This is a genomic window from Amycolatopsis granulosa (assembly GCF_011758745.1).
GTDB lineage: Bacteria > Actinomycetota > Actinomycetes > Mycobacteriales > Pseudonocardiaceae > Amycolatopsis_E > Amycolatopsis_E granulosa.
On the sequence record NZ_JAANOV010000001.1, the window covers coordinates 21,478 to 44,879 of the forward strand.

Annotated in this window: 13 protein-coding genes; 2 read left to right on the top strand and 11 right to left on the bottom strand. The window is 72.0% G+C overall.

The window, feature by feature from the left end; translation table 11 throughout:
• Position 1: 1 nt before the first annotated feature.
• From FHX45_RS00110 to malQ, 8 genes are all read right to left on the bottom strand, one after another.
• The gene (locus FHX45_RS00110) at positions 2-1,387 is read right to left on the bottom strand and encodes a maltokinase N-terminal cap-like domain-containing protein (protein ID WP_167095844.1); all 1,386 of its coding nucleotides are present in this window, start codon (positions 1,385-1,387) and stop codon (positions 2-4) included.
• Between the two features lies 1 nt (position 1,388).
• On the bottom strand, positions 1,389-3,200 hold the full coding sequence (gene treS, locus FHX45_RS00115) for a maltose alpha-D-glucosyltransferase (RefSeq protein WP_167095846.1): 1,812 nt from the start codon (positions 3,198-3,200) through the stop codon (positions 1,389-1,391).
• A 141-nt stretch (positions 3,201-3,341) separates the two neighbouring features.
• The gene (locus FHX45_RS00120; protein WP_167108119.1) at positions 3,342-5,327 is read right to left on the bottom strand and encodes a maltotransferase domain-containing protein; all 1,986 of its coding nucleotides are present in this window, start codon (positions 5,325-5,327) and stop codon (positions 3,342-3,344) included.
• 425 nt (positions 5,328-5,752) lie between these two features.
• Positions 5,753-7,885: a glycogen debranching protein GlgX gene (gene glgX, locus FHX45_RS00125; RefSeq protein ID WP_167095848.1), complete on the bottom strand. Its 2,133-nt coding sequence runs from the start codon at positions 7,883-7,885 to the stop codon at positions 5,753-5,755.
• Between the two features lie 92 nt (positions 7,886-7,977).
• Positions 7,978-9,684, bottom strand: coding sequence for a malto-oligosyltrehalose trehalohydrolase (treZ, locus tag FHX45_RS00130; protein WP_167095850.1), 1,707 nt, complete (start codon positions 9,682-9,684; stop codon positions 7,978-7,980).
• The gene (gene treY, locus FHX45_RS00135) at positions 9,681-11,954 is read right to left on the bottom strand and encodes a malto-oligosyltrehalose synthase (RefSeq protein ID WP_167095852.1); all 2,274 of its coding nucleotides are present in this window, start codon (positions 11,952-11,954) and stop codon (positions 9,681-9,683) included. The genes treZ and treY overlap by 4 nt, the downstream gene beginning before the upstream one ends.
• A complete protein-coding gene (gene glgX, locus FHX45_RS00140) occupies positions 11,951-14,068 on the bottom strand; it encodes a glycogen debranching protein GlgX (RefSeq protein WP_341771285.1) in 2,118 nt (705 codons plus the stop codon). The genes treY and glgX (FHX45_RS00140) overlap by 4 nt, the downstream gene beginning before the upstream one ends.
• Before the next feature lie 60 nt (positions 14,069-14,128).
• Positions 14,129-16,078, bottom strand: coding sequence for a 4-alpha-glucanotransferase (malQ, locus tag FHX45_RS00145; RefSeq protein ID WP_167095854.1), 1,950 nt, complete (start codon positions 16,076-16,078; stop codon positions 14,129-14,131).
• Positions 16,079-16,135: 57 nt separating this feature from the next.
• On the opposite strand from malQ, the gene FHX45_RS00150 reads away from it, so the two are divergent.
• Positions 16,136-17,410, top strand: a complete 1,275-nt coding sequence (locus FHX45_RS00150) for an alpha-amylase family protein (protein ID WP_167095856.1) — start codon at positions 16,136-16,138, stop codon at positions 17,408-17,410.
• An 18-nt stretch (positions 17,411-17,428) separates the two neighbouring features.
• Here FHX45_RS00150 and FHX45_RS00155 read toward each other — a convergent pair whose 3' ends face one another.
• Complete coding sequence (locus FHX45_RS00155; protein ID WP_167095858.1) at positions 17,429-17,728, bottom strand: hypothetical protein; 300 nt, start codon at positions 17,726-17,728, stop codon at positions 17,429-17,431.
• A 99-nt stretch (positions 17,729-17,827) separates the two neighbouring features.
• On the opposite strand from FHX45_RS00155, the gene FHX45_RS00160 reads away from it, so the two are divergent.
• The gene (locus FHX45_RS00160; RefSeq protein WP_167095860.1) at positions 17,828-18,901 is read left to right on the top strand and encodes a DUF2235 domain-containing protein; all 1,074 of its coding nucleotides are present in this window, start codon (positions 17,828-17,830) and stop codon (positions 18,899-18,901) included.
• 27 nt (positions 18,902-18,928) lie between these two features.
• On the opposite strand, the gene FHX45_RS00165 is transcribed toward FHX45_RS00160, so the two are convergent.
• Together FHX45_RS00165 and FHX45_RS00170 are read right to left on the bottom strand one after the other, a co-directional pair.
• A complete protein-coding gene (locus FHX45_RS00165) occupies positions 18,929-20,041 on the bottom strand; it encodes a CapA family protein (protein WP_167095862.1) in 1,113 nt (370 codons plus the stop codon).
• Positions 20,042-20,110: 69 nt separating this feature from the next.
• Complete coding sequence (locus tag FHX45_RS00170; RefSeq protein ID WP_167095864.1) at positions 20,111-23,389, bottom strand: PQQ-dependent sugar dehydrogenase; 3,279 nt, start codon at positions 23,387-23,389, stop codon at positions 20,111-20,113.
• Between the last annotated feature and the right edge of the window lie 13 nt (positions 23,390-23,402).

Consider the following 23,402-nt stretch of genomic DNA (forward strand, 5'->3'; position numbering starts at 1 on the left):
GTTATTCGCCTCCTGCGGTGATCCGGGCGATGGACGCCAGCGGCACGCTCAGCCATTCCGGCCGGTTGGCGTGTTCGTAGGCCACCTCGTAGACGGCCTTGTCGAGCTCGAAGGCACGCAGCAGATCCGCGTGCGTGCGCGGGTCGCCGATCGTCTCCGGCGCGGCCTTGGCGTAGCCGTCGCAGAACGCCGACCGGTTGCGCCGGGCCCATTCCAGTGCCCGTTCGGTGAGGCGCGGGTCGTCCTCGTCCTGGCCGATCAGCATCTGGTGCGCCGCGTAGTCGAACGAGCGGAGCATCCCGGCGACGTCCCGCAGCGGCGAGCGCAGCGCCACCCGTTCGGCTGCCGGCGCGGCCGGTTCGCCCTCGAAGTCGATCAGCAGCCATCCGGTGACGGTGCGCAGCACCTGCCCCAGGTGCAGATCGCCGTGGATGAACTGCATGGTCACCGGGCCCTGGGCCGCCCGCACCTTCTCGAAGGCGGCCCGCAGCGCCGTGGTGTGCTCGGCCAGCTGGGGCACCGCCCTGGCGACGGTGTCCAGACGATCCCGCATCGCCTTGACCGTGCGGTCGAACTCGCCCTCGTCGGCGATCTCGTCGCCGAGGGCCTGCCGCAGGTCGCTGTGCACGGAGGCGACAGCCTGGCCGAGCCGCTGCGCCTCCCCGGCGAAATCGCCGCCCACCTCGTCGGGGGGCAGCTCGGGATCGGCCATCAGGTCACGGACGCTGGTGGTGGCCATGGCCCAGCCGTCCACCGCGTCGGTCACGAACTTCTGCAGCATCCCGATGGTGACCTGCTCCCCGGCGAGTTCGCCGGTGATGGAGCCGAGCAGCTCGGCGATGTGCTTGCAGCCCACCCCGTGCAGAGCCCGGTGCAGCCGCAGGTCCGGGTTCTCGCCGGGGGTGAGCTTGCGGAACAGCTTGAGGATGTAGTGGTGCCCGAACACGAGCGAGGTGTTGCTCTGCTCCGCGCCCACCGGCCGGGCCCGCAGCCCGCCGCGCACCTGCGCGCCCGGCTCGAGCTCGAACCGCAGCGAACCGACGTGCGCGCCCGCGGCGAGCAGGTCGAGCAGCCTGCTGGTGAGGTCGGCGTCCCCGGTGGCCTCGTAGCAGGGCAGGCCCCGCTCGGTGCCGATCCAGCTCGAACCGAGGTACTCCGGCAGGTGCGCCCTGCTGCCGATGAGCAGCTGGTACGGCTCGCGCCGCTCGTCCTGCTCCACCTCGACCACGAGGTGGACCAGCAGCGGGTCGCCCTCCATCAGGACGGTCGAGCTCAGCGGGCGGACCGCCGTGATCGGGCGGTCCTTCCCGGCGAACCACCGCTGCGCCGGCAGCCACCCCGGCAGTTCGGTCACCAGCGCGCCGACCAGGTCACGGGGATCGGTCACGTCACTCACCTCGCCTCGCCTTCGCGTCCGCGTCCAGCAGCTGGAACCAGTAGAAGCCGTGCCCCGGCAACGTCAGCAGGTACGGCAGTTCCCCGACGTCGGGGAACTGAACACCACCGGTGAGCTCCAGGGGCGTGCAACCGTGATGTTCCGACAGGTCCAGCTCGACCGGCTGCGGGAATCGCGACAGATTGTTCACACACAGGACGATGTCCAGCCGCCCGTCGGGACGGATCCAGGTGCGCTTGTACGCCAGCACGCTCGGGTTGGACCCGCCGAGCTCGACGAAGTCGCCTTCGGCGAACGCGTGGTGCTGCTTGCGGACCTCGATCATCCGCCGGGTCCAGTTGAGCAGCGACGAGCCGCTGTCCCGCTGGGCCTCGACGTTGATCGCCTGGTAGCCGTAGACCGGGTCCATGATGACGGGCAGGTAGATCCGGCCCGGGTCGCAACCCGAGAAGCCGGCGTTGCGGTCGGGCGACCACTGCATGGGTGTGCGCACCGCGTCGCGGTCACCCAGCCAGATGTTGTCGCCCATGCCGATCTCGTCACCGTAGTACAGAACGGGTGACCCGGGCAGCGAGAGCAGCAAAGCCGTGAACAATTCGAGCTGGTTGCGGTCGTTCTCCAGCAGCGGCGCCAGCCGGCGGCGGATGCCGATGTTCGCCTTCATCCGCGGGTCCTTGGCGTACTCCGCGTACATGTAGTCGCGTTCCTCGTCGCTGACCATCTCCAGGGTCAGCTCGTCGTGGTTGCGCAGGAAGATGCCCCACTGCGCGCCGTCGGGGATCTTCGGCGTCTGGGCGAGGATCTCCGAGATCGGGAACCGCGACTCGCGCCGCACCGCCATGAAGATGCGCGGCATCAGCGGGAAGTGGAACGCCATGTGGCACTCGTCGCCGCCGGTGGCCGGGTCGCCGAAGTACTCGACCACGTCGGAGGGCCACTGGTTGGCCTCGGCCAGCAGTACCCGGCCCGGGTACTCGTCGTCGACGACCTTGCGGCAGCGCTTGAGGAACTCGTGGGTGCGCGGCAGGTTCTCGCAGTTGGTGCCCTCCTGCTCGAACAGGTAGGGCACCGCGTCCAGGCGGAACCCGTCGATGCCGAGGTCCAGCCAGAACCGCAGGACGTCGAGCATGGCCTCGGCCACGTCCGGGTTCTCGTAGTTGAGGTCGGGCTGGTGGGAGAAGAACCGGTGCCAGTAGAACTGCCCGCGCACCGGGTCGTAGGTCCAGTTGGACGTCTCGGTGTCGACGAAGATGATCCGCGCGTCGGCGTAGCGCGAGTCGTCGTCGCTCCAGACGTAGTAGTCGCCGTAGGGCCCGTCGGGGTCGGACCGGGACTGCTGGAACCACGGATGCATGTCGGAGGTGTGGTTCAGGACGAGGTCGGTGATCACCCGGATGCCGCGCTTGTGCGCCTCGTCGAGCAGGTAGACGAAGTCCTCGACGGTGCCGAACTCCGGCAGCACCGCCCGGAAGTCGCTGATGTCGTAGCCGCCGTCCCGCAGCGGCGAGGCGTAGAACGGCGGCAGCCAGAGGCAGTCGACGCCGAGCCACTCCAGGTAGTCCAGGCGGCCGGCCAGGCCGCGCAGGTCGCCGGTGCCGTCGCCGTTGGAGTCGGCGAACGCGCGCACCAGCACCTCGTAGAAGACCGCCGACTTGTACCAGTGCGGGTTGTCCGGCGCCTGCTTCGCGGATTTGAAATCGTCGGCCTGCGGCTCGACCAGCATCCCGTCGGGGGTCATCGCCTCACCGGTGTGCGGGATGCCCTCCAGACCGAGCGCCGCGTCGGGCCGGGCGTCTTCGTCCATGAACTCCACCTCTCCCCACCTCATCCGGGTGCGTTCCAGTACCCCGGCGCCGGTCGGTGCGCCGGGGGCTCGCGGTTGCGGGAAACTCTGTTGTCGGAACCGCTGTGCCGGTCCCGGCCGTGTCCCGGTCCCGGCCGTGGCTCAGTCCTGCCCGGCCAGGCGCCGTTGCACGGCGACGACGTGTGCCACCGCTCGCCACGGTTCCAGGCGCACGTAGTTGGCCTGGCCCCAGTCCCAGGTCTCACCGGTGACCTCGTCGTGCGCGATCAGCCGCTCGTGCCAGTCGAACCCGAGAGCGGGCAGATCGAGCCAGACCGTCCCCTCCTGCGCCTGGTGCGGATCCAGCGTGACCACGACGACCACGGTGTCGCCCGTGGCCGGATCCTGCTTGGAATAGGCCAGCAGCGCACCGTTGTCCACGTGGTGGAAGCGCAGGGTGCGCATCTGCTGCAGGGCGGGGTGGGCCCGGCGGATCGCGTTGAGCTTCGTCAGCCACGGCTCCAGCGAGCGCCCTTCGGCGAGCGCCCGCTCGAAGTCACGCGGGCGCAGCTCGTACTTCTCGGAGTCGAGGTACTCCTCGCTGCCCTCACGCACCGGCTGGTTCTCGTACAGCTCGTAGCCGGAGTAGACGCCCCACGACGGGGACAGGGTCGCGGCCAGGGCGGCGCGCAGCGCGAACATGCCCGGCCCACCCTTCTGCAGCGACTCGTGCAGGATGTCCGGGGTGTTGACGAACAGGTTCGGGCGGCCCTCGTCCCAGTGCTCGACCAGGTCCACGCCGAACTCGATCAGCTCCTCCTTCGTGGTGCGCCACGTGAAATAGCTGTAGGACTGGGTGAAGCCGAGCCTGGCCAGGCCCCACAGCCGCGCCGGGCGGGTGAACGCCTCGGACAGGAACAGCACGTCCGGGTGCGCGTCCTTGACCGTCTTGATCAGCCACGCCCAGAAGTCCGGCGGCTTGGTGTGCGGGTTGTCCACCCGGAAGATCCGCACCCCGTGCGAGACCCAGTGCAGCACCACGCGCAGCACCTCCGCGTAGATGCCCTCCGGGTCGTTGTCGAAGTTGATCGGGTAGATGTCCTGGTACTTCTTCGGCGGGTTCTCCGCGTAGGCGATGGTGCCGTCCGGGCGGGTGGTGAAGAATTCCGGGTTCTTCAGCACCCACGGGTGGTCGGGGGCGGCCTGCAACGCCAGGTCGAGCGCGACCTCGAGGCCGAGCTCGTGGGCGCGGGCGACGAAGTCGTCGAAGTCGTCGAGCGTGCCCAGCTGCGGGTGGACCGCGTCGTGCCCGCCCTCGTCCGAGCCGATGGCCCACGGCGAACCGACGTCGTGCTCGTCCGGGTTGAGGGTGTTGTTGCGGCCCTTGCGGTTGACGCGGCCGATCGGGTGGATCGGCGGGAGGTAGACGACGTCGAAACCCATGCGCGCGACGCGGTCGAGGGCCCCGGCGGCGGTGGCGAAGGTGCCGTGCACCGGGCGGCCCTGCTCGTCCCACCCGCCGGTGGAGCGGGGGAAGAACTCGTACCAGGACCCGAATGCGGCACGCTCCCGGTCCACCCAGATGCGCATCGGTTTGCCCTTGGTCACCAGTTCCCGCACCGGGTACTCGTGCATGATCCGGTCGACGTCCACGGACAACGCCGGCCCGACGCGTTCGGCGAGGTAGCGCTCGCTGTCGCGCAGGGCGTGCGCGGCGCTGCCGAGCAGTGCGCGTTCCCGGCGGCGGTCCGGGCGGCGCGAGACCCGGTCCAGCAGGCGGGCGCCGGTCTCCAGGTCGTTGGCCAGCTCGTGGGCGTCCTGCCCCGCGGCGACCTTGACCTTGACGGCGTGCTTCCAGGTCGACCACGGATCGCTCCAGGCGTCGACCCGGAAGGTCCACAGGCCCTCCGCGTCCGGGACGATGACCGCGCCGAAGCGGTCCAGACCAGTGCCCTGCTCGGTCATCCGGGTGCGGCGGGAGATCCGGTCGTTCGGGCCACGCCAGGAGACGGTCGCGGCGACCGCGTCATGACCCTCCCGCCAGACCGTCGCCGAGACCGGAACGTGTTCTCCCACCACCGCTTTCGCCGGATAGGTGCCACAGCTGACCGCTGGGGTCACGTCGTCGATGCCGAGCCGGCCGGTCATCGGCAGCGCCCCTCTCACCAGAAGTTGTCGGAATGTGCAGACCCCACCCGACGGCCCGGTGGGGAGAAACAGGTCTTCGAAAGGAAGTACCCAGCTGCGACTGTGCGCAAACTACCTCTTCGGGGTTCACTCTCCGTCAGGGGGCCACGTGTGTCCAGTGTGGTCACCGGCTGGTAACCCGGAGCTTCACGGCATGGTCCGTTCCGGCGCTGTCCTCGCGCACTGTCGACCCTTCAACGGTGTTCAGGCAAGCCGGGCAACCCCAACGGGCGTCAGCTCGAAAGGGCTTGCTGCGCCGGCACCGGGATGCCCCGGCCTACCCGTCGGTAATCGTGTGTGCCGCTGCTTTCGCCCGGGTGCCTGTCCCGGTCCGCCGGGATCGCGCAGCGTGACCGGAGGGCCCGGCGCATCGCGGCAGCTCCCGCCTAACTCGCCTGGATGTCGCGCGGGGCGCGCAGCAGCAGCAGCGACCGGGCGGGCAGGGTCAGCCGGCTGCCGGCCGTCAGGGCGCCGGGCGTGGCGGGGCTGCCGTCGGGCGTGGTGGTGTCCAGGGTGGGTTTCAGGGTGGCGCCGAACTCCGGCCCGGGCAGCGTCACCTTCACCGGTTCGCCCCCGGCGTGCAGGATCAGCAGCCAGGAGTGGTCGGCGATCAGTTCGCCTTCGCGGGTGCGGGACTGGCTGTTGGAGCCGTCGATCCACATCATCAGCGTGCGGCGGCTGCCGTCGAACCAGTCCTCCTCCGTCATCTCCTCGCCGTCCGGGCGGAACCAGATCAGATCCGGCCGTCCGGTCGGTGTCGTGCGGCCCTCGAAGAACTCCGGCTGCCGCAGCGCGGGGCTGGCGGCACGCAGGTGGACCAGCCGCCGGGTGAACGCCAGCATCGCCGTCGCGTCCGGGTCGCCGGACCAGTCCAGCCACGAGGTCTCGTCGTCCAGGCAGTAAGCGTTGTTGTTACCGCCCTGGGTGCGCCACAGCTCGTCGCCCGCGACGAGCATCGGGGTGCCCGTCGACAGCAGCAGCGTGGCGAGCAGGTTGCGCGCCTGCCGGCCCCGCAGCTGCCGGACCTCCGGGTCGCCGGTCTCGCCCTCGGCGCCGTGGTTCCAGGACCGGTTGTCGTTGGTGCCGTCCCGGTTGTCCTCGCCGTTGTCCCCGTTGTGCTTCTCGTTGTAGGACACCAGATCCCGCAGCGTGAACCCGTCGTGGGCGGTCACGAAGTTGATCGACTGCCACGGCCGGCGCAGGTTGTGGTCGTAGAGGTCGGACGAGCCGGACAGGCGGAACGCCAGGTCGTCCACCCCGGCGGCACCGCGCCAGAAGTCGCGGACCGTGTCGCGGTAGCGGCCGTTCCACTCCGCCCACTGCGCCCCGAAGTCCCCGACGCGGTAGCCGTGACCGGTCACGTCCCACGGCTCGGCGATCAGCTTGCAGCGGGACAGCACCGGGTCGGTGGTGATGGCGGTCAGCAGCGCCGAGTCCCGGTCGAACGCGCCGCCACCGGGCCGGCCCAGGGTGCTGGCCAGGTCGAAGCGGAACCCGTCGACACCCATCTCGGTGGCCCAGTACCGCAGCGAGTCGGTGACCAGCCGGATCACCGTCGGCGACCGCGCCTCCAGGGTGTTGCCGCACCCGGTCAGGTCGATCACGTTGCCGCGCCCGGCGTGCACGTAGTAGGCCGGGGCGTCCAGCCCGCGGAAGGACAGCGTCGGGCCGTCCAGGCCGCCCTCGCAGGTGTGGTTGAACACCACGTCGAGGATGACCTCGATGTTGGCCGCGTGCAGGGCGGCCACCATGGTGCGGAACTCGGCCACCTCGCGGCCCGGCTCGCTCGCGTACCCGGTGTGCGGCGCGAAGTAACCCAGTGGCGAGTAGCCCCAGTAGTTCTTCCGCCCGGTGCGCACCAGGTACGGCTCCTCGGTGAACCAGTGCACCGGCAGCAGCTCCACCGCGGTGACCCCGAGCCGCACCAGGTGCTCGATGGCCGCCGGGTGCGCCAGGCCGAGGTAGGTGCCGCGCAGGTTCGCCGGGATCTCCGGATTGCGCTGCGTGAAGCCCTTGACGTGCATTTCGTAGACGACCGACTCCTCGAACGGCACCTCCGGCTTCACCCCGGTGTCCGGGCCGCCGTGCGAGCTGACCACCGACAGCGGCACGCTGCCCAGCGAGTCCACCTTCGACCGCCGGTGCTGCATCGGATCGCCCGCGTAGCCCAGCGCCGCGGTCAGGTCCCTCAGCGCGCCGGTGATCCGGGTGGCGTACGGGTCGACGAGGATCTTCGCCGGGTTGCAGCGCAGGCCGCGGGACGGGTCGTACGGGCCGTGCACACGGTAGCCGTACTTCTGACCGGAGGTCACCCCGGGCACCAGGCCGTGCCAGACGCCGAAGGTGCGCTCGGTCAGCTCGACGCGGCGCTCGGTGCCGTCGTCGCCGATCAGGCACACCTCCACGGCGTCGGCGACGGTCGAGGTCACGGCGAACCGGACGCCCCCGCCCTCCGGGTGCGCGCCCAGCGGGAACGGGCGCCCGGCGAGCAGGTTGTCGGTGGCAGGTCGGATGGCCATGTCCCGATTGTCCCAGCCACCCCCGACAGTTCCGTCACCGCCGATCGGTGCGGATCCGGATCACCGTCCCGGCGGGAAGTGACCAGGCGTGATCAACCGGCGGTGTCGATCAGGACGAACGTGTCCGGCGGGAGGTGACCGGCCGTCGCGCCGCCCCAGGAGAGCACCACCGATCCGGCCGGTTCGCCGAGGTCCACGCCGTCCGGGCCGAAGTTGCACACCAGCCGGAGCGGGCCGCGGTCCAGCACCAGGCACGAGCCCTCCGCCCGGACGGCGAACCGGTCCAGCCACGGGTCCGCCAGCTCCGGCCGGGACCGGCGCAGCGCGATCAGCGCCCGGTACAGCTCGAGCATCTCGCGGTGCCCCGCCCGGCCCGGTTCCGACCAGTCCAGCCGGGAGCGCTCGACCGTCGCCGGGTCCATCGGGTCCGGCACCTCGGCCTCGCCCCAGCCGTGCCGCGCGAACTCACGCCGGCGGCCCGTCCGCACCGCCTCGGCCAGCTCCGGGTCCGGGAAGGACGCGAAGAACTGCCACGGCGTGCTCGCCGCCCACTCCTCGCCCATGAAGATCATCGGCGTGTACGGCGAGCAGAACACGATGGCCGCGCCACAGGCGAGGCGGCCGGGGGAGACCGACGCGGACAACCGGTCCCCGGTGGCGCGGTTGCCGATCTGGTCGTGGTTCTGCAGGTAGATCAGGAACCGGTGCCCGGGCACCCGGGACCGGTCCACCGGGCGGCCGTGCGTGCGCTCCCGGAACGACGACCACGTGCCGGCGTGGAAGAACGCCTGCCGCAGCGTCGTCTCCAGCGCGCCGGGCGCCCCGAAATCCGCGTAGTACCCGCTGGTCTCGCCGGACAACGCGACGTGCAGCGCGTGGTGCAGGTCGTCGCACCACTGGGCCTGCAGGCCGTACCCGCCGCCCTCGCGCGCGGTCACCAGGCGCGGGTCGTTGAGGTCCGACTCGGCGATCAGCGTCAGCGGCCGCCGCACCGCCGCCGACAGCGACTCGGTCTCCACCGCGAGCTCCTCCAGCAGGTGTGTGGCGCGCCGGTCGCTCAGCGCGTGCACGGCGTCCAGCCGCAACGCGTCGACGTGGAAGTCCCGCAGCCAGCCCAGCGCGTTGTCGAGCACGTACCGGCGGACCTCGTCGGAGCCCTCGCCGTCGAGGTTGAGCCCGGGGCCCCAGTCGTTCCGCCCGGCGAAGTACGGGCCGAACCGGTCCAGGTACGCCCCGGACGGGCCGAGGTGGTTGTAGACCACGTCGAGCACGACGGCCAGCCCGCGGGCGTGGCAGGCGTCGACGAACCGCTTGAACCCGTCCGGCCCGCCGTAGGGCTCGTGCACCGCCCCCCACAGCACGCCGTCGTAGCCCCAGCCGCCGGTGCCGTCGAAGGAGTTCACCGGGAGCACCTCGACGAACGTGACACCCAGGTCGGCGAGGTGGTCCAGCCGGTCGATCGCCGAGTCGAAGGTGCCGCCGGGGGTGAACGTGCCGATGTGCAGCTCGTAGATCACCGCGCCGGGCAGGGCGCGCCCGGTCCAGCTCTGATCGGTCCAGGCGAACGCGGCGTGGTCGTAGACGCGGGACGGCCCGTGCACGCCCTGCGGCTGCCAGGACGAGCGCGGGTCGGGAAGCGCTTTCCCGTCCTCGCCGAGCAGGAACGCGTAGTCGGTCCCGGGTGGCGCCGGGACGTCGGAGAACCACCACCCCCCGTCCCCGGCGGTCATCTCGTGCTCGGCTCCCCGGCTGCGCACGCGGACACGCGGGGCCGCCGGGGCCCAGACGCGGAACGTCATGACTCTCCTCGCACCAGCAGCGCCACCGGGTAGCGGGCCAGCATCGCCGACAGCTGACCGGTGACCACGGTCCCGGTGAGCGTGTCCGTCCACTCGCCATCGGGCAGCGGCAGCACGGTGTCCCGCCAGCCGCCGCCCGCGGCCAGGCCCACCGGCAGCCGGGTGCCCACCGTGATCAGCCCGCGCCGCTCGAAGGCGACCGCGTGCGCGGCTGCGGGACCTTCGGCGTGCAGGCGGCGGTAACCGGTGAACAGCTCCGGCCGGTCCCGGCGCAGGGTCAGCGCCCGGTGCACGACGAGCAGTTTCGCCGCGCCGGAGGAGTCGACCTCCGGCAGCCACCCGCCGGCGATCTCCGCCAGCAGCGCGGCGCGCGCCGGGTAGTCCACCGGCCGCCGGTTGTCCGGGTCGACCAGGGAGAAGTCCCACAGCTCGGTGCCCTGGTAGACGTCCGGCACGCCGGGCGCGGTGAGCTGGACCAGCTTCTGCGTCAGCGAATTCGACCACCCAGGGCCGCGCACCCGCCCGGCGAACGCCTCGACCTCCGCGCGCAGCTCCGCGTCGCCGAGCACCTCGTCCGGCCACGCCGCGACCGCCCGCTCGAACTCCTCGTCGTGGTCGGTCCAGGTGGTGCGGAGCTTGCTCTCCTTGGCCGCCTTGTCCAGGTAGCCGCGCAGCCGGTCCGCCTCGATCGGCCAGGCGCCGACCAGGGTCTGCCAGGCCAGCAGGTTCAGCGACGGCTCGTCGATGCCGCGCCGCGCGGTCCACCGCGTCACCGCGTCGGCGAACTCCCCGGGCATCTCCGACAGCACGGCCAGCCGTGCCCGCACGTCCTCCGAGCGCTTGGTGTCGTGCGTGGTCAGGGTGGTCATCGCGGCCGGCCACCCGGCGGCGCGCGCGGTGGCGGAGGTGTGGAACGCGGCCACGTCCGCGCCGAAGTCGTTCGGCGACCCGCCCACCTCGTTGAGCGCGGCGAAGCGGGTGTACCGGTAGAACGTGGTGTCCTCGGTGCCCTTGGCCACCACCATCCCCGACGTCTGCTGGAACCGGGTGGCCAGCTCGCCGTGCGGGTCCTCCCGCACCTGGAAGTCGAGCGCGTCGATCGCCTCGGCCAGGTCCGGTCGCGCGGCGCGGGCGGCGGCGATCGCGGCCGCCCAGTGCGCCGCACCCTCGGGCAGGTAGGACCGGTAGACCGGGAACGCGATCATCGTCTCCGCGACCGCACCCGCCGCGGCCTCCTGCTCGACACCGCGCACCAGCGCGGCGATCCGGTGCACCTCGGCGACCAGGATCCGGTCGGTGACCAGCCGCCGGGCCCGGTCCTCCACCTCGTGGTAGTCCACCGGCTGGCCCAGCCGCCGCGCCAGTTCGGTGAGCGGCGCCTCGCCGGCCGGGTCCACCAGGAGCCCGGTGATCTCACGCAGGGCGTCGTAGCCGGTGGTGCCGTCGACCGGCCAGCTCTGCGGCAGGTCCTCGCCCGGATGCAGGATCTTCTCCACCACCAGCCATGCCTCCGGCGCGCCGGCGCGCAACATCCGCATGTAGCCGCCGGGGTCGGCGAGACCGTCCGGGTGGTCCACGCGCAGACCGGTGACCTCGCCCTCGGCCACCCAGCGCAGCACCTCGTCGTGCGTGGCGTGGAAGACGTCCGGCAGCTCGACCCGCACCGCCGCGAGGGTGGTGATGTCGAAGAAGCGGCGGTAGTTCAGCTCCGCGTTGCCGCGCCGCCAGCCCACCAGCTCGTAGTGCTGGCGCGCGTGCACCTCCTGCGGGCTGCCCTCGCCGGTGCCCGGCGCGATGGGGAACCGGTGGTCGTAGTAGACCAGCTCGTCGCCGTCGATGCGCAGCTCCGCCACGTCCGCGTCGTCGCCGAGCACGGGCAGCAGCACCTTGCCGCGCCGCCAGTCGATGTCGAAGAAGTCGGCGTGCGCCGACCCGGGACCGCGCCGCAGCACGTCCCACCACCACCGGTTCGCCTTCGCGACCTCGACCGCCATGTGGTTGGGCACGATGTCCACGACGAACCCCAGCCCGGCTTCCCGCAGTCGTTTCGCCAGCAGCCGCCGGGCCTCCTCACCGCCCAGCTCCGGCCGGGCCCGCGCCGGGTCGACCACGTCGTAGCCGTGGGTCGACCCGGGCGTGGCGTCCAGCACCGGCGAGGCGTAGAGCGCGCCGACGCCGAGCCGGCGCAGGTAAGGGATCTGACCGGTGGCGTCGCTGAAGGTGAACTCCGGGCGCAGCTGGACCCGGTAGGTCGACGAAGGTGGCGTCATGCCCCCACCCGCTGCAGCACCACGAGCGAGCGGGCGGGCAGGTTCAGGGAGCCGCCCGCCGGTACCGGTTCACCCGGTTCCTCGGCGACCGTGCCGGCCTCGGTGTCCACCACGACCGCCCAGCCCGCGCCGTAGTCGGCGTTCGGCAGGGTCAGCTCGATGTCCTCGTAGTGCGCGTTGAACGCCAGCAGGAACGAGTCGTCGGTGACCTTCATGCCGCGGGCGTCGAGGTCGTTGATGCCCTCGCCGTTGAGGAACGCGACGATGGCCTTGCCGAAGCCGTCGTCCCAGTTCTGCTCCTTCATCTCCTCGCCCGACGGCGTGAACCAGGCGATGTCCCGCAGCTCCTCACCCTTGCCGATGGGCTTCCCGGCGAAGAACCGGCGGCGCCGGAACACCGGGTGCTTCTTGCGGAACGCCGCGAGCGCGGCGGTGAACTCGACCTGGTCGGCGTTGGTGTCCGCGAGCGACCAGTCCATCCAGGACAGCTCGTTGTCCTGGCAGTAAACGTTGTTGTTGCCCTGCTGGGTGCGGCCCATCTCGTCGCCGTGCAGCAGCATCGGCACGCCCTGCGACAGCAGCAACGTGGCGAGCAGGTTGCGGCGCTGCTTGGCGCGCAGCGCGAGCACCTCCGCGTCGTCGGTGGGCCCTTCCACCCCGCAGTTCCACGAGCGGTTGTCGTCGGCGCCGTCGCGGCCGTCCTCGCCGTTGGCCTCGTTGTGCTTGCTGTTGTAGGACACCAGGTCCTGGAGTGTGAAGCCGTCGTGCGCGGTGACGAAGTTGACCGAGGCGTACGGGCGGCGGCCGTCGTCCTGGTACAGGTCCGACGACCCGGTGAGGCGGGACGCGAACTCGCCGAGCGTGGCCGGCTCGCCACGCCAGAAGTCGCGCACCGTGTCCCGGAACTTGCCGTTCCACTCTGTCCACAGTGGAGGGAAATTGCCCACCTGGTAGCCCCCCGGGCCGACGTCCCACGGCTCGGCGATCAGCTTCACCCGGCTCACGGTCGGGTCCTGCTGCACCAGGTCGAAGAACGTGGACAGCCGGTCCACGTCGTAGAACTCGCGGGCCAGGGTGGCGGCGAGATCGAACCGGAACCCGTCCACGTGCATCTCGGTGACCCAGTACCGCAGCGAGTCCATGATCAGCTGCAGGGTGTGCGGGTGGCGCACGTTCAGCGAGTTGCCGGTGCCGGTGTAGTCCATGTAGTACTGCGGCTCGTCCTCGACCAGCCGGTAGTACGCATGGTTGTCGATACCGCGCATGGACAGCGTGGGGCCGAGGTGGTTGCCCTCCGCGGTGTGGTTGTAGACGACGTCGAGGATCACCTCGATGCCGGCCTCGTGCAGGGCCTTGACCATGCCCTTGAACTCCTGCACCTGGCCGGCCTGCTCGGGCAGCGCCGCGTACCCCTCGTGCGGGGCGAAGAAGCCGACGGTGTTGTAGCCCCAGTAGTTGCGCAGGCCCTTCTCGCTCAGCCCGTGGTCGGTGATGAACTGGTGCACCGGCATCAGCTCGATCGCGGTGACGCCCAGCTTCGTCAGGTGGTCGATCACCGCCGGGTGCGCGAGCCCCGCGTAGGTGCCGCGCAGCCGCGGCGGGACCTCGGGGTGGTTCATCGTCAGGCCGCGCACGTGCGCCTCGTAGACGACCGTCTCGTTGTACGGCGTGCGCGGCGGGCGGTCGTCACCCCAGTCGAAGAACGGGTTGACCACCACCGCGTGCGGCACGTGCGCGGCGGAGTCGGCGTCGTTGCGCTCGCCGGGCGCGCCGAACGGGTACCCGAACAGCGCCTCGTCCCAGTCGACGTCACCGGCGATCGCCTTGGCGTAGGGGTCGATCAGCAGCTTGTTCGGGTTGCAGCGCAGCCCGCGCGACGGGTCGTAGGGACCGTGCACGCGGTAGCCGTAGCGCTGTCCGGGACCGACGCCGAGCAGGTACCCGTGGTGGACGAACCCGTCCACCTCGGTCAGGCGATGACGTTCCTCGGTGCCGTCCGCGTCGATCAGGCACAGCTCGACGTACTCCGCGACCTCCGAGAAGAGGGCGAAGTTGGTGCCCACACCGTCGTAGGTGGCGCCGAGCGGGTAGGGCATTCCGGGCCAGGGCGGCACAGGTTCTCCTTCTAGCGTTCGCGAGCGGTGGCTTCGGACGTGTGCCCAATGTAGCCGTTCTCAAGCACTCCGCCCGGGTAACGGACGCGCCGCGCGCAATGCGCTCACGACATGGCGCACTCGTGCATCCGCGAAGAACGCTTCCAGCGTGACCGGCAGGGGAATGCGCCAGTTCGGGTACTCCTCGGTCGTCCCCGGCAGGTTCGGCTGGCGGCGTTCGCCCAGCACGTCCGCCGGCGCGGTCAGCAACAGCCGCGAGGCGGCCGACGCGAGCAGCGTGTGCAGCGCCGTCACCGGGTCGCCGGCCGGGATCCCCTGAGCCGAAACGAATCCGAGCAGGTCCGACCGCTCGGCCTCGGCGGCGGCCTGCTCCTTCTCCGGCGGCCCGTCGAGCAGCCCCAGCTCGGCCCGCACCCGCACGTGCTCGCCGGCGAGCCAGCCGGCCACGGTGGGCAGGTCGTGCGTGGTGATGCTCGCCATCGCGTCGCGGTCCCACTCGCCGGGCGGCACGAACGGATGGCCGGGCGTGTCGTAGTCCCGTTGGAACCACAGCACCGCCGAGCTGAGCACGCCGCGCTCGTGCAGGGTCTTGGTCACCGTGGCCTCGACCGTGCCCAGGTCCTCGCCGACCACGACCGCGCCCGCGCGGTGCGCCTCCAGCGCCAGGATCCCGAGCATGGCGTCCGCGTCGTAGTGCACGTACGTGCCGCGCGAGGGCGGCTCACCTGGCGGGATCCACCACAGCCGCCACAACCCGGCGACGTGGTCGATCCGGATGCCGTCGGCGTGCCGCAGCACGCCGCGGATGACGTCGCGGAACGGCGCGTAGCCGAGTTCGGCGAGCCGGTCCGGACGGAACGGCGGCAGGTTCCAGTCCTGGCCCTGCTGGCTGAACGCATCCGGCGGGGCGCCCACGGTCACCCGCGCCGCGAACGCCTCGCCCAGCGCCCAGGTGTCCGCACCACCGGGGTGCACGCCCACCGGCAGATCGTGCACGATGCCCACCGGCATCGCCCGGGCCGCCTCGCGCGCGGCGCCGAGCTGGTCCTCGCACAGCTGCTGGAGCCAGCCGTGGAAGGCGATCCGGTCCGCGAGTTCGGTGCGGGCCGCCGCGACCGCCGGGTGATGCGGATCACGCAGTTGCTCCGGCCACTCCCGCCAGTCCGGGCCGTGCCGTTCGGCCAGCGCGCAGAAGGTCGCGAAGTCGTGCACCGCCTCGTCCAGCGGTGCCGGGTCGTGCTCCGGCCACAGCAGCTCCAGCGCGGCGAGCTTGGCGCGCCACACGGCGTCGTAGTCGATCAGCTCCGGTTGCGGCACCGTGTCCGGCCGCAGGGCGAGCACCCGCGCCCGCAGGTCCTCGCCGGCCCGGGCGAACTCCGGGGTCGCGGTGACCCGCAGGTAGAACGGGTTGGCGTAGCGGCGGCTGGCCGGCGAGTACGGCGACCGCTCGACCGGGTGCACCGGGCTGATCGCCTGCACCGGGTTGACCAGCACCACACCGGCGCCGAGTTCGGCGGCCGAGCGCCGGGCGAACTCGGCCAGGTCGGCGAAGTCCCCGGCGCCCCACGAGGCGTCCGAGCGCAGCGCGTACAGCTGCAGCATCCAGCCCCACGCCGGGGGCACCTCGGGCAGCCGGTGCGGCACCACGGCCAGCACCACGTCCTGGTCGGCGGTCTCGATCCGGTGCCAGCCCAGCGGCAGGTCACCGGGGATCATCCGGTCGGTCTCCCGGCGCGTGCCGTCCTCGAGGTGCAGGACGGCGCGCCCGCCCGCGTCGTGTTCGGTACCTTCACGCAGCACGAGGGTCGGGGGCAGCAGGGTGGCCGCCCGCCGCTCGCGGACCGCGGCCAGCTCGCGGCGGACCGCGTCCGGCCCGGACGCGTCCACGCCGAACTGCGCGAGCACGGCCACGACGACGTCCGGCTCGACCTCCACCTCGCGTTGCTCGGCGTTTTCGTACCGGGTGGCCACACCATGGGCGTGCGCGAGGGCGGTCAGGTCGGCATCCACCCGTTCAGGATCCCGGTCCGCGGCGGGTGCCGCCACACGAGGAGACGAGGAGAACGCATGGCGCACCCGGCCGACCACGCGACCTGGGCCGACCACGTGATCTGGTGGCACGTGTACCCGCTCGGCTTCACCGGCGCGCCACCGCGTGCGCTGCCGGCGGGCAGTCCGCCCGAGCACCGCCTGGGCCGGCTGGCCGGCTGGCTCGACTACGCCGTCGAACTGGGTTGTTCCGGTCTGCTGCTCGGTCCGGTGTTCGCGTCGGAGACGCACGGCTACGACACGACCGACCACTTCCGCATCGATCCGCGGCTCGGCGACGACGCCGACTTCGACCGGCTGGTCGCCGCCGCCCGCGACCGCGGGATGCGGATCGTGCTGGACGGGGTGTTCAACCACGTGGCCCGCGGGTTCGGGCATCCGCAGTGGTGGCGCCGCGACGGGGACGACTACGCGGTGTTCGAGGGGCACCGGCACCTCGTCGCGCTGGACCACACCCAGCCCGCGGTGGCCGATCACGTGGGGCGGGTGATGAGCCACTGGCTCGGCCGCGGCGTGGACGGCTGGCGGCTGGACGCCGCCTACGCGGTGCCTGCCGGGTTTTGGGCACGGGTCCTGCCCGGCGTGCGCCGGCAGTACCCCGGCGCGTGGTTCCTCGGCGAGGTGCTGCACGGCGACTACGCCGGCTACGTCACGCGCAGCGGCCTGGACTCGGTCACCCAGTACGAGCTGTGGAAGGCGATCTGGAGCTCCCTGCACGACGGGAACTTCTTCGAACTGGCCTGGGCGCTGAACCGGCACGACGAACTGCTCGGCTCGTTCGTGCCGCAGACCTTCGCCGGCAACCACGACGTGACCCGGCTCGCCAGCACGCTGCCCGACGAGCGGCACCTGGCGCACGCGCTGGCCGTGCTGTTCACCGTCGGCGGCGTGCCGAGCGTGTACTACGGCGACGAGCAGGCGTTCCGCGGGATCAAGGAGGACCGGGCCGGGGGTGACGACGAGATCCGCCCGGAGTTCCCGGCGGATCCCGCGCAGCTGGCGCCCTACGGGTGGCCGGTGTACCGGCTGCACCAGCGGCTGATCGGCCTGCGCCGGCGCAACGCGTGGCTGGTGCGGGCGCGCACGTCGGTGGAGCACCTGACGAACCGGGAGCTCGCCCTGCGCTCGCGCAGCGGCGATGACGAGATCCTCACGCTGCTCAACACCGGCGACGAACCGCGCCGGTTCCCGGTGCGCATCGACGGCCTGCGCGTGCTGGACTCCTCCTCCCCGGGCGGGCGGGAGCCGTGGCCGACCGTGCCGGCCCACGGGTGGGCGATCTTCGGCCGGTAGGGGATCGCGGCCGGGGAGTCAGGCGGTGTCCTCCGGGCGGCGGCGCTCGATCATCGTGTCGGGCGCCGACTCCGGGACCTCCGTGCGCAGGTCCGAGTCGCGCAGGACCTCGCGGGCCTGCGCCTCGGGGTCGGCGCTGCCGGCGTGCTCCTCCTCGGGCAGCAACGTCGACCGCGTCTCCGCGCGGTCGTCCACCGCGTTGCGCTCGTCGAACACCCGTGGCCGGTCGAGATCGTGCTCGGCGCGGATGCGATGCTCCTCGGCGGCGGACAGCTCCGTCGCACCCAGGTCCAGTGGTTCGTCGTCGCGGGCTGTCACGTCGCGGGAGGTACCCGATCACGGCGCCGTTCACACCCGGCCACCGGTAACCGCGGGCGCCCGGTCCGCGACTGAACTGGCGTCGAGGGGAGAGGTGGCATGACCAAGCGCCTGGTGATCTGCTGCGACGGGACCTGGAACACGCCGGACCAGCCGGCGCCCACCAACGTGTCCCGGTTCGCGCTGGGTGTCGCGCCGGTGGACGGTGCCGGGCACGAGCAACGCGTCTACTACCACCCCGGTGTCGGGACCCGGCCCGGCGAACGGCTGTGGGGCGGGGCGTTCGGGTTCGGGCTGTCCCGCGCGGTGCGCGATGCCTACCGGTTCCTGGTGCGGACCTACCGCCCGGGGGACGAGCTGTTCCTGGTCGGGTTCAGCCGGGGCGCCTACACCGCGCGCAGCCTCGCCGGTCTGCTGCGCAACTGCGGCATCCTGCGCCCCGAGCACGAGGACCGGATCGGCGAGGCGTACGCGCTGTACCGCGCGCGCGGATCGGCGACGCACCCGCGGTCCGCCGCGGCGGAACTGTTCCGCCGGTCCCGCTCCCGGGAGACCCGGATCCGCTTCCTCGGCGTGTGGGACACGGTCGGTGCCCTGGGCATCCCGCTGTCCGGGCTGCGGCTGGTCAACCTCGTGAACCGGCGCTGGCAGTTCCACGACACCGAGCTGAGCTCGAGCGTGGACGCCGCCTTCCAGGCGCTGGCCATCGACGAGCGGCGGCCGCCGTTCCGGCCGGCGCTGTGGCACCCCCGCCCCGGCACGGCCGGCCAGCGGGTCGAACAGGTGTGGTTCTCCGGTGTGCACTCCGATGTCGGCGGTGGCTATCCGGACCGGGCGCTCGCCGACATCAGTCTGAACTGGATGGTGGAGCGGGCGCGGGCGCACGGGCTGGCGTTCTCACCGGGCGCGTTTTCCGGCGCGGACCCGGACCCGCTCGGGCCGGCCCACGAGTCGCGCACCGGGTTCTACCGCCTGATGCGCGCCTACGTGCGGCCGCTGGGCACGACCGCGTTCGAGTACGCGGCGTCCAGCGCGGTGCAGCGGCGGGCGATGGTGACCGGCTACGCGGCGAACCTCGGCGCGTACCTGGCCGAGGGCGGCGCGGTGCTGCCGGTCGGTACCGGCTCGGGCGAAGCGCGCCCGGCGCCGCACCGGGAGGCCGAGCCGGCGTGACCGGGCATCCGGGGGAGTCGGCGGCGGTCAGCCGCGGGTGAGGCCCTGTGCCGCCGCGCCGCGGCTGAGGACCACCTCATCGGTCCGGGCGAGCGCCTGCGCGGCGCGGGCGGGGTTCAGCGCCGGGTCGCCGGTGGTGCGCAGCCGGATCGGCGGCCCGAGGTCGAGCACGGTCGGCACGTACTCGGCCCGGTCGACCGTCCACCCCGGACCGCTGCGGGTGAAGTGGAACCTGCCGATCAGGCCCTCCTCGGTGTCCCCGTGCGGTTCGGAGTGCCGGGCGATCGAGTTGCCCAGCCCGTAGGCGACCCACTTGCCCGCGATCTTCTCGATCGGCTGCACCACGTGCGCGTGGTGGCCGATGATCAGGTCGACGGCCGGGTCGGCCAGCACCCGCTGTGCGATGCGCTGCTGGTCGGCCGTCGGCGCGTGCTGGTATTCGGTGCCCCAGTGCAGGCTGGCGATGACGACCTGCGCCCCCGCCGCGCGGGCGGCCCGCGCCCCGGCCAGCACGGCGTCCGCGTCGAGCGTGTTCGACACCCACTCGGTGGGCGGTTTCCTGCCGTTGAACCCGAACGTGTAGGACACGTGCCCCACCTTCACCCCGTGCACGTCGAGCACCAGCGGGGTGCGGGCCTCCTGCTGGGTGCGGGCCGACCCGGTGTGCCGGATGCCGGCCTGGTCCAGGTCGTCCAGCGTCCGGTTCACGCCGTCGCCGCCCTGGTCGAGGGTGTGGTTCGACGCGGTCGAGCAGTCGTCGTAGCCGGTGGCGGCGAGCGCTCCCGCGATCTCCGGTGGGGCGCTGAACTCGGGGTAGCCCCGGAACGGGCCCGCCGCGGGCGCGAGCGGGGTCTCCAGGTGACAGATCGCCAGGTCGGCGGCGCTGACGGTGTCCCGGATCCCGGCCAGCAATTGCCGGTAGTCCCGCCGGCCGCCACCGTCGGCGGTGGCCTGGTCGGTCAGCGCCGGGTGGATCAGCACGTCCCCGGTCGCCACGACGCTGAACCCGGGACCGGCGGGCGGACCGGCCGGGCGGGCACCGGCCGTCGCGCCGGGCTGTGCCGGGTCGTCGGCGGGGGCGAAGCAGGCGGCGAGCAGTGCGCCGGCCGCGACGCCCGCGAGGACCAAGCGGATCCGCATGGATGCTGATCCTGCCAGAGGGCCACTCCCGGCGCCCATGCCCCGGGAGTGGCCCTCGTGTGCGGCGGATCAGGACGTCAGCGACCCCGACAGGGCGGTGGCGTCCCGGCGCAGTGTCCCCGCGGCGAGCGCGTCCCGGACCTTCGTGCCGTCCCCGGTGACCGCTGCGAAGTTCTGCAGCGCGTCCCGGGCGGCGTTGATCCGTCCGGCGTCGGCGTGCTTCTGGGCCTGGTCGAGCGCGTTGTGCAGCTGCATCGCGCCCACCCTGGTCACCCACCCGGCATCGGCGAAGCGGTCGACGAGCGTCCGCAGGTCACCGAACGACGTGCCGGTCGTGAAGCTCACGACCTTGGTCGTGGTGAGCCCGGCCTGGTCGGTGACCGTCACCGACAGCTGGTGCGTGCCCAGCGGCAACCGCCACAGCTCCACCGGCGTGCCCGGGGTGACCGGCTGACCGTCCACTGTGGCCACGGTGGTGGCCACTCCGGACGCCCGGTCGGTCGCGGTGATCACCGGGGCCGGTGCGGCGGAGTCGCCGAGGTGCTGGCCCTCGGTCACCCCGCCGACCGTCACCGCCGGTGCCGTCTTGTCGATCTTGACGGTCAGGCTGCCCGGTGCGGACACGTTGCCGGCGCTGTCGGTCGCCCGGTACAGCACGGTGGTCGTGCCCTCGGCCGACAACGTCACCGGATTGGCCGCGCTGGCCCACGTCGCGCCGTTGTTCAGCGAGTACTGCCGGCTCGACACCGTGCCGTTGTCCGTGGCGGACACGGTCAGGGTGACGTTGCCGGTGTACCAGCCGTTCGCACCGGACGGGGTGGACGGCGTCAGCGCGGCCGTCACCGTGGGCGGTGTCTTGTCCGCGACGCCGGCCCCCTGGAAGGTGAAGGCGTCCACGTCGACCCCGCCGCCGGAGGTGACGAACAGCTTCCCGGCACCGGTGGGCAGCCCGGACAGTGGTGTGGTCACCGTCTGCCAGCCGTCCCCGGCGGGCACGTCGATCGTCGCGAACGGCGCCGCGTCGGCAGCGTTCCACCGCAGCTGCAGTCGCCCGGCGCCGTGCGCCTTGGTCTGCACGCCGGTGATGCCGGCGAAGTTGACCGGGTCGTAGGCCAGCCAGTCGCCGGGATCGAAGCCGGTGACCGAGCGCAGCCCGGACGCGGTCGCGTCGTCGGTGATCGTCACGCCGCTGCTGGCGTCGGCGTGCTCGCCCTGCATGAGCTTCGGGTTGAGGATCGCCTGCGCCTCACCGGTCGCGCCCGGAACCCCGTTCGCACCGTTGTCGGTGTAGGTCACGTTGAGCACACCGAAGACGTTCTCGGTCGCCCCGTGCCCGGCGTCGGTCGGGGTGGCCACCGCACCGGCACAACCGGTGCCGCTGTTGACAGGGTGCCCGTGCTGGTTGTGCCCGAGGCCGAACGCCCACGCCACCCGGCTGCACACCGGGGTGCCGCCGTCCTCGGGGTCGGTCACCGTCACCGCGTAGGGGATCGCGTCACCCCAGTCGAAGAACCCGCCGTTGACCGGCGCGGCCAGCGTGACCGTCGGCGCGGTGTTGCCGATGGTCACCTGCTGCGAGGTCAGGCCGTGCTTGCCGGCCGGGTCGGTGACCCGCAGCCGGGCCTCGACCTGGCCGTTGCCGGTGTAGGTGTGGCTCGCCCGCGGCCCGGTGGCGTCGAACGTGCCGTCCCCGTCGAAGTCCCACTCGTAGGTCAGCGCGCCGCCTTCGGGGTCGCTCGATGCGGTGGCGTCGAAGGACACCGTCAGCGGGGCCTGCCCGGAGGACGGGGTCGCCGTCATCCGCGCGGTCGGGCTCTTGTCGCCGGGGGCGAAGTCGATCCGGTACAGCCCGGCGTCGGGGTTCTGCCGGAAGAAGCCGTCGCCGTACTCCAGCACGTAGAGCGAACCGTCCGGACCGAACTCCAGGTCCATCGGGTTGTCCCAGATCGGCTGGCCCAGAGTGGACAGATCCTTGTTGGGCAGGAAGTTCTCCAGCTTCGTCACCGGGCCGTCCGGGCCGGACAGCGTGAACGCGGCGACGTAGTCCTGGGAGAATTCGCCGAAGAACGCCTTGCCGTCCCAGTACGGCGGGAACTTCGTCGGCGACGGGTTGTTCGCGTCGTAGTGGTAGACCGGGCCGGCCATCGGGGCCTGGCCGCTGCTGGAGCGGAACGCGGTGAGCTCGGGCCACGGCTGGTCGCTGTCGCGGTCGCCGTACCAGAGCGTGGCGGGGGTGGCCGGCGGCAGGGTGCGCAGACCGGTGTTCCACCGCGAGTCGTTGACCGGTGCGGCGCAGTCGAACGCCGGGCCGGGGGTGAGCGTGGCGAAGTCGAAGTCCCGGTAGGGCTGGGAGTTGTCGGCCGTGCAGTACGGCCAGCCCGAGTTCATCGGCTTCGTCGTGCTCTGCCACTCGACATAGCCCATCGGGCCGCGGTTGGGGTCGGCGGTGCCGGCGTCGGGTCCGTAGTCGCCCCACATCACCGCGCCGGTCACCTTGTCCACGGTCATCCGGAACGGGTTGCGCAGGCCCATCACGAAGATCTCCGGGCGCGTCAGCGGCGTACCGGGGGCGAACAGGTTGCCGTCGGGGATCGTGTAGCTGCCGTCGTCGTTGACGTGGATGCGCAGGATCTTGCCGCGCAGGTCGTTGGTGTTGCCGGAGCCGCGGCGCTCGTCGAGGCCGGGGTTGTAGCCGGGCGCGTCGTTGATCGGCGTGTAGCCGTTGACGTTCGGGCCGGAGGCGGGGGTGTTGCCGCCGGTCGCCAGGTACAGGTTGCCCTGCGCGTCGAAGTCGACGTCACCGGCCTCGTGGCAGCACTGGCCGCGGTTGGTCGTGACGCGGATGATCTCCTGTTCGGTGCTCAGGTCCAGTGCGTCGCCGGTCCACTTGAACCGGGACAGGACGTCGTAGCCCTCCCACTGCTTCCAGTACGAGTCGTCCGCACCGGCGGGCAGCGTGTTCGGCGCGGAGCCGGCCGGGGTGTTCAGCTTGGGGGAGTAGTACAGGTAGACCCAGTGGTTCTCGGCGAAGCCGGGGTCCAGGGTCACCGTCTGCAGGCCCATTTCCGAGTTCTGGTAGACGGGGATGGTGTTGACGACCTTGGTGACGCCGGTCTTCGGGTCGGTCAGCCGCAGCTCGCCGCTGCGGGCGGTGTGCAGGACCCGGCCCTCCGGCAGCACGGCCAGGTCGATGGGCTCGCCCACGTTCTTGGTGAGCGTGACCTTTTCGTAGTTGTCCCAATGCAGGGCGGGGTCTTCGTCGTGGGCCGAGGCGGGCGCGGCGAGGCCGAGCACCGCCAGGGCCGTCACCGCCGCGGCGGTGATCAACCGTCTCAGGGCAGGGTGCATCGCGAGATCACTC

Bases quoted from the DNA above. Each gene is read 5' to 3' on its own strand.
- treS (WP_167095846.1), bottom strand. From the start codon at position 3,200: ATGGACGAAGACGCCCGGCCCGACGCGGCGCTCGGTCTGGAGGGCATC.
- FHX45_RS00120 (WP_167108119.1), bottom strand. From the start codon at position 5,327: ATGACCGGCCGGCTCGGCATCGACGACGTGACCCCAGCGGTCAGCTGT.
- glgX (WP_167095848.1), bottom strand. From the start codon at position 7,885: ATGGCCATCCGACCTGCCACCGACAACCTGCTCGCCGGGCGCCCGTTC.
- treZ (WP_167095850.1), bottom strand. From the start codon at position 9,684: ATGACGTTCCGCGTCTGGGCCCCGGCGGCCCCGCGTGTCCGCGTGCGC.
- treY (WP_167095852.1), bottom strand. From the start codon at position 11,954: ATGACGCCACCTTCGTCGACCTACCGGGTCCAGCTGCGCCCGGAGTTC.
- FHX45_RS00150 (WP_167095856.1), top strand. From the start codon at position 16,136: ATGGCGCACCCGGCCGACCACGCGACCTGGGCCGACCACGTGATCTGG.
- FHX45_RS00160 (WP_167095860.1), top strand. From the start codon at position 17,828: ATGACCAAGCGCCTGGTGATCTGCTGCGACGGGACCTGGAACACGCCG.
- FHX45_RS00165 (WP_167095862.1), bottom strand. From the start codon at position 20,041: ATGCGGATCCGCTTGGTCCTCGCGGGCGTCGCGGCCGGCGCACTGCTC.
- FHX45_RS00170 (WP_167095864.1), bottom strand. From the start codon at position 23,389: ATGCACCCTGCCCTGAGACGGTTGATCACCGCCGCGGCGGTGACGGCC.